The following is a 15,560-nucleotide window of genomic DNA, read 5'->3' as shown; positions in this document are numbered from 1 at the left end:
CTTATGCAATTAAATATTACAAAAGCAATAGCAGGCTTGTCGCTGGTAACGGTTATAACTTCCTGCAGCAAAAATTTTATCAATCTCCCGCCGGTATCCAATCAAACAACGGCAACCTTCTTTAAAACCACCAGCGATTTCCAACAGGGTGTAAACGCTATCTATGATGGATTGCAGAATACCCGCAGCTATGGAAAATCGGCTTACTACCTGATGGAAGTAAGAAGCGATAATACGGATATCCTCGACCGTGGTGCATTAGGTGGCGTGGCTTCACAGATCGACCTGTTCACCGAAACCACTACCAATCCTTTTCTCACCGATGTATATGCAGGCGCCTATCTTACTATATCCCGCGCCAACGCAGTACTGGACCAGATTGATGCCGCCGCTATCCCGGATTCTTCCAAAAAACAATTCAGGGGCGAAGCCCTGTTCCTGCGGGCCTTTGTGTATTTCGACCTGGTGCGTTTGTATGGTAAAGTGCCGCTGGTAACAAGAGTGGAAACCACTACGGAATCACTGAATGACAAAAGAAATGAGGTGACAGAAGTATATGCGCAGATAGAGAAGGACCTGCAATCTGCCGCCACCCTGCTTCCTGCGGTGTATACTAACGTGAACGACTATGGGAGAGTAACCGCCGGTAGTGCCAACGGCCTGCTGGGAAAAGTATATGTAACAGAGAAGAAGTGGAACGATGCTGCCACTGTACTGAAAAACGTGAACGGATATACGCTGCTGGCAGATTATGGCGCGCTGTATAACCCCGCTGCCGGTCTTAATGCAGAAGTATTGTTTACCATCCGTTTTAAAAAAGGATTAAATCCTTCCGAAGGAAATTATTACTTCACCGACATGGTGCCGTTTTCTTTTTATTATAACGGTGTCGCCTATGGAGGTTCTAACAATAACCGGCCTACGCATGATATCGTGTCGGCTTATGAAGCCGGCGACAAGCGGCTGATCGCCTCACTGGATACCGTTTCGTACAAGAATGCCACCACCACGCAGCCCGGCAATTACGTAAAGAAATATTTAGATCCTCCCGGCGCAACCGGCGATGGCGGCAGCAGTTTCCCGGTATTAAGATATGCGGATATATTGCTGCTCCAGGCGGAGGCATTAAATGAACAGGCATACAGCGCTGCCACCGGTGCTAACACGGCCTTTGGCTTCCTCAACCAGGTACGGCGCCGCGCCGGACTGACCGATAAAACACCCGCTGAACTGCCCAACCAGGCCAGTTTCCGCGATGCCGTTTTTGCAGAGAGAAGAGTGGAGCTGGCTTTTGAAAATAACCGCTGGTTTGACCTGGTGCGTTATTCAAAAGGACTGGCCATTATGCAGGCACACCTGAAGAACGAGTATAATCTTACTACGCCGGCGCTTACACCGGCAAGACTATTATTTCCTATACCACAAAGCGAGATAGATATTCATAACGATCCAGCCAATTTCCCTCAGAATCCTTGACGGTAGATGGTTTGAACTAAAAAGAGAGCAGGATGAAGCGATTTGTTTTTATGTTGCTGGGAGCATTAGCCATGCTCCCGGCCGGGGCTCAGCATGCCGGAGACTCCGTATGGGTAAAAAAGCATTATTATAAAGAAGAGCGGCAGATCCGTATGCGTGATGGCGTACATCTTTTTACAGCCATCTATATACCAAAAGACAGCAGTGAGCAACATCCTGTTTTGATAACGCGCACGCCTTATTCTGCTGCGCCTTATGGGCCGCAGCAGTTTAGCCCTAATCTCTGGAATACTTACTGGAACAGCTATGTACGGGAGCATTATATCATTGTGATACAGGATGTACGTGGCCGCTGGATGAGTGAAGGACAGTTTAAAGATATCCGTCCTTTTATCCCGGGGAAGAAGGGAGCGGAGGTTGATGAAGCCAGCGACACGTATGATACCATCGACTGGCTGCTGGAAAATGTACCGGGAAACAATGGCAAGGTGGGCGCCTTTGGCATTTCGTACCCGGGCTTTTATACCACCATGGCCGCTTTGAGCGGGCATCCTGCATTGAAGGCGGTGAGTCCGCAGGCACCGGTGACCGACTGGTTCCACGGCGACGACTTCCATCACAACGGCGCTTTTTTCCTGATGGATTGCTTTGGCTTTTATACAAAAGGATTTGGTTATCCGCACCCCGCGCCCGTGTGTGTAGCGCCGGTGCAGGCGTTGAAGCTGCCCTGTGCCGATAATTACAGCACTTTTCTGAAGATAGGTACTATCAAAAATTTTACCCGGCTAACCGGCGATAGTCTTGCTTTCTGGAAAGAACTGATTGCACACCCGCAATACGACAGTTGGTGGAAGGAGCGTGATCCGCGGAATTATGTGGCGCAGATAAAACCCGCGGTGCTGGTAGTAGGTGGCTTGTTTGATGCAGAAGATTGTTATGGCGCGTGGAATTTATACAAGGCCATTGAGCAACAGAACCCGGCCGCCCATTTCAATAAACTGGTGATGGGGCCGTGGTATCATGGGCAGTGGGCCGGCAACGATGGTACGCACCTGGGCCATGTGCAGTTTGGGAGTAACACCGCAACGTGGTACCAGGAGCATATAGAAGTACCCTTCTTTAATTATTATCTCAAAGGAAAAGGAAATTTGCAGGACCTAGCAGAAGCGAATATCTTTTTCAGCGGGGAAAACAAGTGGCATCAATTTGACAAGTGGCCACCGGTGGCAACGGAGCAGGAGTTTTTTTTACAGGGTAATGGGCGGCTATCGTGGAAAAAGAGCAGTACCGGCTTCAGTGAGTATGTGAGTGATCCGGCGCATCCCGTGCCATATACGGAGGATGTACATTACATCCGCACCAGGGATTATATGACCGATGATCAGCGTTTTGCTTCGCGCCGTGCGGATGTGCTGACTTTTGAAACGGATACGCTCACGGAAAATTTGACTATTGGTGGCCCTGTAACCGTAGATCTTCGTGTAAGCATCACCGGTAGTGATGCGGATTTTGTGGTAAAAGTGATAGATGTGTTCCCGGATGATTTCCGCTATGAGGATACGCCACCGCCAAATAAAACCCGTGATGCTGGTGGGCCTTATCCGCTGGGCGGCTACCAGATGCTGATCCGGGGAGATATATTCCGCGGGCGGTTCCGGGAGAGTTTTGAGAAGCCGGCGCCATTTACACCGGGCAAGGTAACGCAGGTAAAGTTCCAGTTGCCTGATGTAGCGCATACTTTTCAGAAAGGCCACCGGCTGATGATCCAGGTGCAAAGCAGCTGGTTTCCTTTAGCTGACCGCAATCCACAGCAGTTTATCAATATTTACGAAGCAACAGAAAAAGACTTTGTAAAGGAAACCATCCGTATTTATCATGATGAAGCGCATCCTTCCGGCATTATTTTGCCGTTGCTGAAATGATCAGATGCGGCGAAAGTAGATTTCGAGTTTCATCTGCCGTTTTTTATTTTTAAAGATTTCCTCATCTTCCCGGAAGATGACCAGTTCTTCCGGGTTCATAGTCCGGATTTTAAAGGTGATGCCGTAGCCGCCGCCTTCCTGGAGGGTGAGTTGTTTCGTTTGGAGATCGATGGTATAGGCTTCATATCGCTGGCCGCCGTCTTCCAGGACGCCATTGTCTTTAAACACCATTACGTCATTGGGACTAAAACTGGAATCTGTTTTATCAAAGGTTTTTTTGCCGTCTTCAACGCAACTCATCACGGACTTTACCGGCAGCCACCGGCCGGTGATTTTGCCGTTGGTTTGGTTAGGCTTTGCGTTGGTACAGGCCAGGTAGAGAAAAGTGCTCACTAAAAGGGAGTATATACTATTCATATTCCGTATCTTTAAATATCAACAAATTGTTTCCCCATGCGTATAGATTACTCTACGGCGATGGCGGTGTTTACAATTACCAGCGTGTTGACAGTTGTGGGATTCGTGCTTTTAATGAAGCGTAAATATGATCAGAAGTGGTGCCGCTCCGCCGCATCGTTTTGAACGATAGAATTATCAGGCTTGCAATGCATTGTCCGTACTTTTACACCCCAAAGGTAGTGTAATATAAAATTGGCACAAGTTTTTTACCGAAATACTTACATTATTATTTTACGGCAAATATTAAAGTTATGGCAGATAACATTGCGGCGCCATTTATTCCGGCGCAGTATACGGGTGAGGCTACTACAACTTCAGAGGTAAAAACACTGGTTCATGAAGCGGCGGCGCGGGATTTTTTTAAAACGGCGGTTGCGCGCCTGCTGGATGTAAATAACTGGGCTACGCTCAGTGGAAGTATGTCGTCGGGGTTTCAGTTAACCGATCTGGCCGGGAAGCCGGCTGCCGGCGATGCCGAAACGGGCATGTATATACGGATTGATATTCCCGGGCCGGGTACCAACGCAGGGAAGGGGTTCGACTGGGTAAAGATTGAGCAGAAGGAGCATGTGGTACTGAATGAGCACCAGGAAGTGTTTTTTATCAGGGCCCGGCCGTCGGAGCATCCTATCCAGAAGAGTGCGGGTATTGCGCATTTTCTGCGCAAGGAAGCCAGTAGTTCCTTTGTATTGGTGCGTAACAACGCGGAAATAACTGCCACTGTTTACGGACGTAATGAGGTGCCAAATACACAAACCAATGATCTGGGCGACAGGATCCGGAATGCGGTGGTAGGCGCTACCGGCGCCGTTGGTATATCAAAACTGCAATGGAAGGCACTGGTGAACGGCCTGCTGGCATAATATTTACAGCTGTTGCGCCCTGTCAAAAAAACTAAACGATTTCATTTGTTGCTCTACCTCCTCAATGGCTTTCATCAGGTTATTTTTCGTATCTGTCAGCGCGGTAAGAGCCACCACCATTTTATTCCACACGGGTTGCATGTCGGTGATAAGTGCTTTCCCTTTTTCCGTGAGCAGGATAAGCCGTTTCCTTTCGTCTGTTTTATCTTTCTTTGAGCGGATCAGCTTTTGTTTTTCCAGTTCTTTCAGCAGGCTGATAGTAGAAGGGTGGGAGTACCCGATTTCCATGGCTATTTCCACTACGCTGAGTACCGGTTTCAGGTGCAGGGTATAGATAACCGGGAACCATTTTGGTTCAAAGTCGATCCCATTGGCCTTGTAAATCTGCAGCCCATCTTTCCGCAGCTGATCACTGAGTCGCTGCAACCTGGTAGAAATAGCCAGTATCCCTGATTCATCAATTACATTTGTCATGCTTCTCAATCATTAATGTGTAAATGATAAAATACATTATCTGCATTCATCAGGGGAAAATACGACGGTAAATCCGTTTTTTTTATTTCTTTAAAGTGGTTGCGCTCATAGAAGCGGCGGGCGGCAGCGAGTTTGTCGACCGTGCCCAGGTACAGATCTGTTATCTGTATTGATTTGCAATAGGCGATTAGTTCTTCGAGCAGTTGTTGTGCAATGCCATATTCCTTCCCGCGGAATTCCTTTTTCACAAACATTTTCCGGATGGCGCCCGCCTGGTGCCCGATGCTTATCAGTGCGATAGTACCGGCCAGTTCCCCGTTTACAAATCCTCCCCAGAAACCGCCGCCGGTCTGGTGGTAGTTTGTTTCAATATCGTGCAGGTCGGGCTGGTCCTCGAGTGTAACCGGCACATTGAATTCCTTTTGCTGGATGGGCAGGATGATGTCAATTATCTCCTGGCAATATTGATTGTAAATTGGTTGTATAACAGGTGTTGTACTCATTTGTATTCATTTATGGTACAAAACTACGTAGTTGACTACATAAATAAAAATATTTTTTGTAGAGTGCGCAGGTGGGCTGCGCAGACGAGGGTTAAGTGATGTCAGGATAAGGACTTTGACGCGAATCAAAAAGTACTTGTTTTACTGTTCTGTTTTTTTCGTTACGTGCTTTTTGTCCTGTATCCAATAAAGGCCCCTGACCTTTTCACCTTCTACTATAAATTCTATAGTTGTTGGAATTCTTTTGACTACAGGTAAATAGAATATGGTTTGCGACTGGGCAAGCAAGGGCATGTTTGTGCCGGTTTTATTCGAAAGATCCGCATATAACCTGCTCCCTTCCCTGTGAATATTGATATAATTGGTTGTATCTTCCATGAACGTATAGCTACCAATGTAGCTATCCAGAATGGCATCGGGTATTTTTAAATCTTTATAGGAGGTTTTTAAGTACTTTCCCATGACCTGAACGATAACATTTTCAAACAGTCTGAAAAAAGCATCATCATCAGAATTAGATAATCCGGCTATAAAAATGTCCTTTTCCGGAAAATAAATTTCACTGGCTCTGAAGCCATCTATTGCTCCGCCATGACCAATGGACCTGTTTCCCTGAAAATTCCTTATAAACCAGCCATATCCATATTCGGAAGAATCACCGGTTGAAAGTCTAAATGGTGTAAATGCTTTTTCAAGTGTTTCTTTTTTTAGCAGTTTATATGAATACAAAGCCTGATGCCACTTAAACAGGTCAGAAGCATTTGAAAGTAATGCACCGGCGCTAAAAACCTGATTCATGCTTATATACCCAACATTTCGGTTGCCGGTACTATCTTTAGTATAGCCGCATGCCCTATTCATAATAATCTGCCCCGGCTGGTTATAATAAGTGTTGGTCAGGCCGGCCGGCATGAAAATATTCTCCTGTAAATATTGGCTATATTTCTTTCCTGTTATTCTTTCAATAATATATCCTAATAATAAATAATTGGAGTTACTGTAATTATATTTTGTTCCTGGTATAAACCCCAAAGGCAACTTGGTAATACTGTCAATGAGTTGCTTCGGTGAAAGGTCGATGCGTATTGCATTTGGGATGTGAAAATCCAAAACCTCATAGTCAACCAGGCCTGAAGTGTGTGTCAGCAGGTTTTCGATTGTAATAGTATGTCCTTTATAGGGAAAGTCTTCAACAAACTTCGATATACTATCCTGCAAGGAGATTTTCCCCTGTTCAACTAATTGTAGTACAGCTACGGCCGTATATTGTTTGGTTATGGAACCTATTTGGAAGATCATTTCCGGGCGCATGGGAACATTCAGCTCTTTACTGGCGGTACCAACACCTTTTTCATAGATTACTTTTCCTTTTTCAGCCACTAAAAAGACAACCCCCGGGGCAATTGAATTGTAATTGCCGGCAATTAGCTGATCGAGCTTTTCTGAATGGTTTTTCCCTCCAAATATTTGTGCTGAAACAGGCATTGCAAACAATAAGAATAGCAACTGTAGTAAGTTCACTCTTTTCATATTAAACTTTTGTTGCAAACTTCGGTTTAAAAAATTGAGTGAGGCAAAATATAGTATCTCAAATCTGGATTTGAGATATTGTTAAACCCTTTTGCCGCTTGCCTTTTGTTCCCGGTGGTCACAAAAGAAGGAAACGCAGGGCCATACAGTTTACCGTTGAAATCCGGAAGTTATCAGTTTGATGTTTAATCAGCTTCATGTTGTAAGTATGCATTGATAATTATTAAAATCAGTGAATTAGTGCATAAATTTGACCAATGAGTAAAAGTGCTTTAAATAAATCGAATTATCTATGAGAATTGCAATAGTTGGTGCTCACCGGGTAGGCAAATCAACCCTGGCGGAAGAACTTCTGGTGAAACTCCCCGGGTATACACTCGAAATAGAACCATATTATCAACTGGAAGCATCAGGATATGAATTCTCAGAAATTCCTACTGTTGAGGATTTTATTGAGCAGTTTAATTATTCGGCCAGGCTGATTTCCAAAGGCGAACACAATGTAATATTTGACAGATGCGTGATTGATATTTTAGCCTATCTGCATGTTATCGACCCGGGTTTGAATATTCAGATGCTATTTGAAACAGCTCAAACTGTCATTGCCGGGATCGACCTTCTCGTATTTGTTCCAATAGAAAAACCGGATCTGATACCAGGCCATCAGGCAGACCTGCCAAAACTAAGGGGGCTGGTTAATGATTTATTACATGATTGGATGGAGGATTTTGGTATTGAGGCAATTGAAGTGAGGGGGAATTTATTGAGCCGCAGAGACCAGGTACTCGCTAAAATTTCCTGATGGGCCCGAGGCTGTCTTACCATTTATTCTACACTCCCGACATTGTCTTAAATTCAGTGGGTCTCATATTCGTCAATTGGTGAAAATTATTGCTGAATGCAGATATATTGGAATATCCAATCTCATAGGCAATTTCGGTCATAGTCAGATCACTGTCTTTAATCAATTCCATAGCCCGGATAATCCGCAACATTTTTACATACTGAATATAGGTGATGTGAAGTTTTGTCTGAAATAATCTTGTCAAACTTCTTACGCTCATTCCCCATTGTTTGGCCGTGTCTTCTAAAGCAAGGTTTTCATTCAGCCGACTACGTAGCTGACCAACAAGAGCCTGGAGCCGCTGATCATCGGTAGTGGGAAGTTGAATCGAAAACTTTTTAAGGTTTTCTTTGGACAGCACGTTCCTCAGTGTTGTTAAAAACTCAAACTCCCACGATCCTTTGAAATAATCACCATGCCATTTTCCGCTAAAAGACAGCATTTCAGATAAGAGCTTACTCACGGGATAAATGCCCAATTCATTATAGAATTCGCCGGAACTTTTTCCGGGAAAATAAATGTTTATGATATACAGATCCTGCGTGTTGAACATCAGGTTGTGCGGATAATTTTTAGGTATCCAGATATAATGATTGGACGGAATATAGAAATCCTTTTCGCCTGTTTGCAGATAGGCAATCCCTCCAAAAACCAATAGTAACTGAGCTTTATCGTGTTGATGTGAAGGCAAACGTTGTTCGGTTTGCTGCCGCACCACCAGGATAGAGTCAGGATGCTGGTCAACGCTATTTATAAGTTGCTTAAGAATACTCACGTGGCCAAATATAACAAATATTAGGCTAATTATATAAAATGATGGTTTGTTGGCTGGAGTAATTTTGCTACGGAAATAATAGTAGAATCATAATGAAACAGAAAATCATAAACCCTGATAAAGGCGTTGAGCTTGTGGCACAAGACAAACCTTGTAATAATGCAGCATCCCATTCAGCAGAAGAAATTGACGCACTTAATATCTACTGGCTTGCTAATGCTAATCCTTTCACGCCCATAATGGATTTAACATTTGTCTTTGATGCATTAAAAAAGATGGTAAATCCAGTTTTGGGAGCCATACTGCTACTATCCGCACACTCTCTCCATGCCCAGGATGCAGAAGCTACCCCGGCATTGAGTTTGGAAGAAGTATGGAAGGCCGCCGAAACAAATAACCGCCAACTAAAACTATCGGATTTAAATCTTCAGCAAAGCAATTTAGAAGTACTTGAAGCCAAAGACCGTCTGCTACCAGACCTTTCAGTAGGTGGAGATGTAAAACTCAATTCAAAATTTCTCATTTACGATAATGGATTATTCTCATCTCCGCAAGATGTACCTGTAAAAGGCTATGGTTACGGAGTCGGATATAACTTCAATTTTAACCTCTTCAATGGTGGTAAAGACAGAAGAAATATCAAGATGAAGCAGGAAGAAGAGACACGGAAGCACTACGAAGCCGATCTGCAAAAATACAGCGTAAAATACAATGTTGCCGTTGCTTATTTCGATCTGTATAAATATCTGAACTTCCGTGATTTTATTGCTGCAGAAATTGCTGCTGAGAAAAAGCAGCTATCACTCATCGAGAGCTTACACAAAAACGGTATTGTGCTGAATAGTGATGTGCTGAGAACCTCGGTGCAACTGTCACAGTTAGAATTAAGTCTTTCAGATATTGAAAAGAGAATCAGTGTTACCACCCAACGTCTCAATATCCTGATGGGGCGTGATAACGAAGCGCGGATAGCTATCACCTATCGGGGCGGTGCTGAAACGGAGGCCCTTAAGGATGCTGATTACGCCGATTACCTGGCTATTGCATTCCACCAATCGCCGGAGTATAAGATGGTCAATAGCGATATTAAATTAAGTGAGATAAATATCAGGCAAATTAAAGCTGGGTTGTTACCTAAAGCTTCCCTGTACTCCAATTACAATTATACGTATCCGCAGATCTCATTTTATCCTTACTCGAATGATTTATGGGCATTTGGGCAAACAGGAATCAAGGTGCAGTTTTCTATTGATAATTTATACAAAAGCAAACATTCTATTGCACGTGCCCAGGTCGTAAATAATCAGGCAAAAGAAAAAGCCAACATTAAGAAGGAGGAAATTTCAATTCAGGTAAAAGAAGCTTATTTACAACAGCAACAGGCTTTGGAAAGCGTAACAACCGCAGAAAAAAATATCACTAAAACTGCCGAAACCGTTCGGGTTATCAGAAATAGTTATCTCAATCAGGAATCACTTTTGACCGATCTTTTGGAAGCGGAAAATGCTTTGCTGGAAGCAAAATTTAATCTGACAACTGCACAAGCAAATTTAAAAGTAAGTCGTATCCGGTTACTCGCAATCGTAGGAATTCTTTAATACAAAAATTATGAACAAAAACAGAACAGATAAAATAATCGTAACCCTCACCAAATGGTTTGGCATCGCCTTATTTACAGCAATTATCATTTGGAGCGCATTGTACTTTTTAAAAGGGTACCGCTATGAACAAACCAATGATGCCCAGGTAGATGCGTATTTATCACCTGTGAATGCAAAAGTAGGTGGCTATATCAGCAAAATTTATTATAAAGACAATCAGCAGGTTCAGAAAGGAGATACACTTGTGGTTATTGAACTTGATGAATACGGACTGAAAAGAAATGCCGCATCAGCAGAGTTAATGAGTTCGCATGCCAAATTACCTGTTTTGGCTGCTAACGAAGAAACGCAAATCAAAAGCATCGAAGTAATAAAAGCACAGCTCTCAGGGGCAAAAGCGAAACTGAACCAGCAGCAAAGAGAATTTGACCGTTATAAAAATCTATTGGCTGATGAATCTACCACGCAACAAAAATACGAGAATGTCAGTATGTCTTTGGCTATCACGCAATCTGATTATGATCAGGTAAAAGCTTCCCTGCAGGTCGCCGAATCCAGGCTAAATGATCTTAGAGCACAGCGTAATGCGATAGCGGCAGAAATAAAAATCAAGGAAGCGCTTCTCGAACGGCAGGAACTAGACATTAAATATACCGTAATCACTGCGCCTTTTAACGGACAGATTGGTAAAAAGACCATCCAGGAAGGGCAGTTAATACAGCCAGGGCAAACCCTGGCGTTTTTGGTGAACAAAACCGAAAACAAATGGGTGATGGCGAATTTCAAGGAAACGCAGATTGGTAATTTCAAGATAGGGCAACCGGTATCCATAGAAATAGATGCATTTTCAAACGAAAAATTCAGTGGAGTCATCGAATCCCTTTCTCCAACCACAGGTTCCCGCTATTCGTTGCTTCCGCCAGATAACGCCACAGGTAATTTTGTTAAAATTATCCAACGTATTCCCGTCCGGATCAAGCTGACCGATACGCCTGAAAAATTAGCCAGGCTCTCGGCAGGAATGAATGCCAATGTTTATGTTTTAAAAGATTAATCATGCAAGCACATAAAATTCCGGTTTTCAAAGGATGGGTATCCGAATGGATGGCAAGATCTGTGATATTTGCCATCCTGATGACTTGCCTCTTTAGTTTCGGCTTTTACAGCAGTCCCGTTGCGATAATGGGCTATTATGGCGTACAGCCTACCGATGTTCAATATGGCATGATAGTTATCTATGGCTCAACCGTAGCTTTTTTGGCATTGGACTTTCGCATTGTAAAGTATTTTGCGCCAAGGAAATATCTGATAATGGCACTCGCCATGAATGCGATATGTTCTGTCATCTGTTTTCATTCCAGAAATTGGACACTATTTGTCATTTGCCAGTTTGTACAGGGTATTACCTGTGCATTGATGTCGGGCATCGTCCTGCAACTCACTTTTCCACGGTTACAGTCTACACGTGCCCGCGTGATTGCCTATAGTCTCCTTTATGGAAGTATACAAATCTCCGTTCCGTTTTACTCCATCTATTCCAGTGTAGTACTTCATTTTTATGACTTCAATTGCCTGTTTTATGGTTTCAATATAATACTCATTGCCCTGACATTTGTTGTGTTGCTGACGATGAACAGCAAAGCAAGATTTACAAAGAAAATACCACTTTATCAGGTGGATTGGGTGGGGTACCTGTTTTATGTATCTTTTATTTTGATATTAGGATACATCCTGATATACGGACGGCAATTGGGCTGGTTAGATAGTCCGTTAATCGTTCTTCTGAGCTTTGGCAATGTAATCATCCTTATGCTATTTGTTATTAGGGAATCGAAGCTTAAACGGCCATTGATCAACTTACAGATTTTCAAGGTTAAAAATTTTGTCATCGGGCTGCTACTGCTTTTTTCGTTTTACATCTTTAAAGGAAGCACCGGGCTTGCTTATGGTTATCTTGAAGTTATTTTAGGCATGGATCCCCTCAGTACTATCCCGATATGGATCGCAGTAATTGTTGGGACAATACTGAGTATGTTTGTTACCTCCCGGTTTGTTTTGATGGGTTTTAACCTGATAAGGATTATCATAGCAGGTTTTGGTTTTATGGCTTTGTATTATGCCTATATGATACTTTTTGTTTCTGTACAGGGAGAAACAATTAGCTTCATACTGCCTATGTTTATCTATGGCGTTGCAACGGGAGTTTTATTTGTTCCAATTGTTTCATTTACCAGCTCCGCAGCACCGCCAAAGATTGCCTTAAATGCGTCACTTGTAGGAATATTTGCCAGGTTCACTGGTTTTACGGCCAGTCTGGCTCTTAATAACGAAATTCAATTGTTCTCCAAATCTGCAGTTAGGGAGAAGGTGCGGGAAACATTAACCGAAACTAACCCACAATTGTCTGTTACCTTACTGGATATTCAAAACACATATATAAATGCAGGCAGCGATATTTATACCGCAAAAGGAGTTTCAGGAGCCTATTTTAATAAACTGGCCGGACAACAAATATTAGCCCGTGCTACACGGGATTATTACGATTTTATGCTTGTGGGTTTGGTCGTCATCATCGCTATTCTTCTTTTTTCACCACAGATTCAGAAGGTTGTTTTAAGGTTAAGAAAAGGAATTATTCCTTATTAGATAAAGCATAATTTATTAACGGGTATTAGCTGATATTATAAAGCCAAGGTGAAGAAAGGGAGCACCGGAAGATTGCAAGGCCCGCGATAGTCGCGGGCTTTGTTGTTTGGGTTTATTTTTTTTGCCTGTCAAAATGGGGATTCGCATTGAAGCCCATAAAAATGCTTAATCTTCGTTACCAGGGTATTTCTCCTGTTTCAGGATTATTTTCCTCACTGAAAAATTTTCCTGTTGGTCCATCATTGTCAATCAGGGCATATTTTACTATCCGTTTTCCGGCATCTTTAACAGTTCCGGGGCCACGATGACCATTGAAATCTGTTTTTGTAAATCCCGGGCAAACGGCATTTACTTTGAAGTTGGTATTTTTTAATTCGTATGCCAAAACAACAGTGTACATATTCAAGGCTGATTTGGAAGAAAGGTATACAGCGCCTTTGTAGTCGTAATATTTATATGTTGGGTCACTGTGCAGGGTAATTGAACCCTGACTTGAGCTTACATTTACAATACGGGGTTCTGACGACTCTTTTAATAAATCAATAAATGCCTGTGTAACTCGTACCACGCCGTAAACATTCGTATCATAAGTTGCTTTAAACTGGTCAATAGTTGAGTCAAGTGCCGTTTGTGGGTAACCACCATAAATACCTGCATTATTTACAAGTATGTCCAACACTTTTGTTTTTTTACCTATTTCTTTACGGGCTTTAATTACTGACCCGTCATCTGTAATGTCAAGCTGAATAACTTCTACATTGTTTAATCCCTTCGCTTTTAATGTAGCTACGGCTTCAACACCATTTTCCAAATTACGGCTGCCAAGGTAAACATAAATTCCTTTTTGAGCAAGTTGCTGCGCGACTTCGAGGCCAATGCTTTTGTTAGCTCCTGTTACTAATGCAAATTTCATTTCTTGTATGAATTTTATGAAGCAAAAGTAGAGAGCTGAAAAATAGCGGAAATGGACAATTCCATTTATTTCCCCGACAAATCTTGCCTGGGCAAAAAATCACTGGCACTTTTTCCTGTACTTTTTTTGAAGAGCCTTGAAAAATAATCAGGGTCATTAAAGCCCAGTTCATAGGCCAATTCTTTGATAGAAATATTTGAATAACGCAGTTTTCTCTGAGCTTCCGCCATCAAACGGTTAATAAAGTAGTCTTTTGGCGATGTTCCGGAATGTTCTTTTACAATCCGGTATAAACTGTTTGTAGATAAAGCTAATTTTTCTGCAATTGTGTTGATAGAAGGTTGCTCTGTAAGGTACGTTTCGACGACTAATTTGAACTCGATAAACTTTGAAAGGTTAGTGTTTAAGATATTGAGGGGTGCTTTGTTTTTGAAATAAGCGCTGTTTAATTCTGATAGCAATGAGTTCAGATAAGCTAATATTATTTCAGTGTCGGTCTCATATTTATCTATGTGAAGTATCTGATTTAGAATGCCAAAAACCTTTATTACTCTTTCTTTTGCGGCACCGTCGAGAACTATGGTTGGTGCGTTTAAAGGATTGACCAAAAAGGGGAATTGTTGTGGCAGCAATGCCAATGTGCTTTCATCAAACAGCAGCTTGAAATATTTAAGATCGTCTGTTTTAGCGGGTGGCGTAAAAATTTGATTGGGCATTGCAAAAAGCAAGTGTCCGTCAGTAAGCGTAAAGTCTTGTAAGTCTAAATTGTATGTAATTGAACCGCTTTCAATTAATACAATAAAATAAGAAGATAACCTGCGAGGTTGCAGCAATTTTTTTTGACTATCAACTGAAAGATACGGATTGTCGTTTGAGCGAATCTTTACTCCCAGTTCATCATTCTGTAAGCCCTCATCTTTCCCTTTTTGTTTTTTCATGTTTCCTGGTTAAATGTGAAGGTATAAAAAAGTTGTATGATACCAGAGTTCATTTGTATAATCTGAATAAATTTCTTATGTCAAAGTATTATAAATCAGGCTTTTCCGTACCATCAGAAATTTTTATCCCGGCTTTCTCAAATTCCCGGATTAATCTTTTATCGAAACCTGCGATATATGATGCAAATAACAAAGAATCTTTTGCTTCAGGGATTGTTTTAAAAGGAACATGCGGTTCTTTGAACCTATATAAGGTAGCTTTAGTACTATCGTTGCCTTCAAGAAGTACTGAGTCACCGTAGTCTGTAATCTTGGCTGCGTAATTATTTGTAAGGTATTTCAAGGAATCATTTTCTATTTTGTAAGGAAGCCCGAACCGGCCAACTTTCTGATTATAAAAAACTATGTATTGCGAATCAATATCAAATTCGCTATATCCATTTGCTATTGAAAATCTATGCCATTTTCCGATTAGTAATTTTTTATTTCCTTCAATGCTTTTAAGATCCGGTGAATCGCAGGCAGAAAGAGCAAAAATGAAAAATGCAAGAAAATAAGATATTGATCTCATCATAAATAATTTGTTTAATAATCCGCACTAAATACTGCCTTGCAG

16 protein-coding genes are annotated in these 15,560 nt (G+C 42.2%); 8 read left to right on the top strand and 8 right to left on the bottom strand.

Annotated features, from left to right (window positions below):
* Window positions 1-3: 3 nt before the first annotated feature.
* Both V7S65_RS09615 and V7S65_RS09610 read left to right on the top strand, forming a co-directional pair.
* Window positions 4-1,476 (top strand): RagB/SusD family nutrient uptake outer membrane protein, encoded by a 1,473-nt coding sequence (locus V7S65_RS09615; protein ID WP_336388417.1) that lies wholly within the window; start codon window positions 4-6, stop codon window positions 1,474-1,476.
* Between the two features lie 32 nt (window positions 1,477-1,508).
* Window positions 1,509-3,398 (top strand): CocE/NonD family hydrolase, encoded by a 1,890-nt coding sequence (locus V7S65_RS09610; protein ID WP_336388418.1) that lies wholly within the window; start codon window positions 1,509-1,511, stop codon window positions 3,396-3,398.
* On the opposite strand, the gene V7S65_RS09605 is transcribed toward V7S65_RS09610, so the two are convergent.
* On the bottom strand, window positions 3,399-3,815 hold the full coding sequence (locus tag V7S65_RS09605; protein ID WP_336388419.1) for a hypothetical protein: 417 nt from the start codon (window positions 3,813-3,815) through the stop codon (window positions 3,399-3,401).
* A gap of 36 nt (window positions 3,816-3,851) precedes the next feature.
* Between V7S65_RS09605 and V7S65_RS09600 the strand changes: the two genes are divergently transcribed.
* Both V7S65_RS09600 and V7S65_RS09595 read left to right on the top strand, forming a co-directional pair.
* Window positions 3,852-3,980 (top strand): hypothetical protein, encoded by a 129-nt coding sequence (locus tag V7S65_RS09600; RefSeq protein WP_336388420.1) that lies wholly within the window; start codon window positions 3,852-3,854, stop codon window positions 3,978-3,980.
* Window positions 3,981-4,108: 128 nt separating this feature from the next.
* Entirely contained in the window at window positions 4,109-4,720 is a 612-nt protein-coding gene (locus V7S65_RS09595; RefSeq protein ID WP_079472090.1) for a hypothetical protein, read from the top strand.
* A gap of 3 nt (window positions 4,721-4,723) precedes the next feature.
* On the opposite strand, the gene V7S65_RS09590 is transcribed toward V7S65_RS09595, so the two are convergent.
* From V7S65_RS09590 to V7S65_RS09580, 3 genes are all read right to left on the bottom strand, one after another.
* Window positions 4,724-5,194 (bottom strand): MarR family winged helix-turn-helix transcriptional regulator, encoded by a 471-nt coding sequence (locus V7S65_RS09590; protein WP_336388421.1) that lies wholly within the window; start codon window positions 5,192-5,194, stop codon window positions 4,724-4,726.
* 5 nt (window positions 5,195-5,199) lie between these two features.
* Window positions 5,200-5,697, bottom strand: a complete 498-nt coding sequence (locus V7S65_RS09585; RefSeq protein WP_111578314.1) for a GNAT family N-acetyltransferase — start codon at window positions 5,695-5,697, stop codon at window positions 5,200-5,202.
* A gap of 141 nt (window positions 5,698-5,838) precedes the next feature.
* Window positions 5,839-7,227, bottom strand: a complete 1,389-nt coding sequence (locus V7S65_RS09580; protein WP_336388422.1) for a serine hydrolase — start codon at window positions 7,225-7,227, stop codon at window positions 5,839-5,841.
* A gap of 292 nt (window positions 7,228-7,519) precedes the next feature.
* On the opposite strand from V7S65_RS09580, the gene V7S65_RS09575 reads away from it, so the two are divergent.
* Entirely contained in the window at window positions 7,520-8,029 is a 510-nt protein-coding gene (locus tag V7S65_RS09575; RefSeq protein WP_111578312.1) for an AAA family ATPase, read from the top strand.
* Window positions 8,030-8,057: 28 nt separating this feature from the next.
* On the opposite strand, the gene V7S65_RS09570 is transcribed toward V7S65_RS09575, so the two are convergent.
* On the bottom strand, window positions 8,058-8,846 hold the full coding sequence (locus V7S65_RS09570) for an AraC family transcriptional regulator (protein ID WP_336388423.1): 789 nt from the start codon (window positions 8,844-8,846) through the stop codon (window positions 8,058-8,060).
* 92 nt (window positions 8,847-8,938) lie between these two features.
* On the opposite strand from V7S65_RS09570, the gene V7S65_RS09565 reads away from it, so the two are divergent.
* From V7S65_RS09565 to V7S65_RS09555, 3 genes are read left to right on the top strand one after another with little or no spacing between them, the layout of a single operon-like run.
* Complete coding sequence (locus V7S65_RS09565) at window positions 8,939-10,444, top strand: TolC family protein (protein ID WP_336388424.1); 1,506 nt, start codon at window positions 8,939-8,941, stop codon at window positions 10,442-10,444.
* Window positions 10,445-10,454: 10 nt separating this feature from the next.
* Window positions 10,455-11,501, top strand: coding sequence for an HlyD family secretion protein (locus V7S65_RS09560; protein WP_336388425.1), 1,047 nt, complete (start codon window positions 10,455-10,457; stop codon window positions 11,499-11,501).
* A 2-nt stretch (window positions 11,502-11,503) separates the two neighbouring features.
* A complete protein-coding gene (locus V7S65_RS09555) occupies window positions 11,504-13,093 on the top strand; it encodes an MFS transporter (RefSeq protein WP_336388426.1) in 1,590 nt (529 codons plus the stop codon).
* A gap of 175 nt (window positions 13,094-13,268) precedes the next feature.
* On the opposite strand, the gene V7S65_RS09550 is transcribed toward V7S65_RS09555, so the two are convergent.
* The 3 genes from V7S65_RS09550 to V7S65_RS09540 all read right to left on the bottom strand — a co-directional run bounded on the left by V7S65_RS09550 (window position 13,269) and on the right by V7S65_RS09540 (window position 15,518).
* Window positions 13,269-14,006 carry an SDR family oxidoreductase gene (locus V7S65_RS09550; RefSeq protein ID WP_336388427.1) on the bottom strand — a complete coding sequence of 246 codons (738 nt, stop codon included), beginning with the start codon at window positions 14,004-14,006 and terminating at the stop codon, window positions 13,269-13,271.
* Between the two features lie 65 nt (window positions 14,007-14,071).
* Window positions 14,072-14,944 (bottom strand): helix-turn-helix domain-containing protein, encoded by an 873-nt coding sequence (locus V7S65_RS09545; RefSeq protein ID WP_079472081.1) that lies wholly within the window; start codon window positions 14,942-14,944, stop codon window positions 14,072-14,074.
* A gap of 88 nt (window positions 14,945-15,032) precedes the next feature.
* Complete coding sequence (locus V7S65_RS09540) at window positions 15,033-15,518, bottom strand: hypothetical protein (protein WP_336388428.1); 486 nt, start codon at window positions 15,516-15,518, stop codon at window positions 15,033-15,035.
* Window positions 15,519-15,560 lie beyond the last annotated feature (42 nt).

Source organism: Chitinophaga sp. CCNWYY40 (assembly GCF_037483205.1).
Classification (GTDB): domain Bacteria; phylum Bacteroidota; class Bacteroidia; order Chitinophagales; family Chitinophagaceae; genus Chitinophaga; species Chitinophaga ginsengisegetis.
This window is presented reverse-complemented; position numbering and strand designations above follow the sequence as displayed.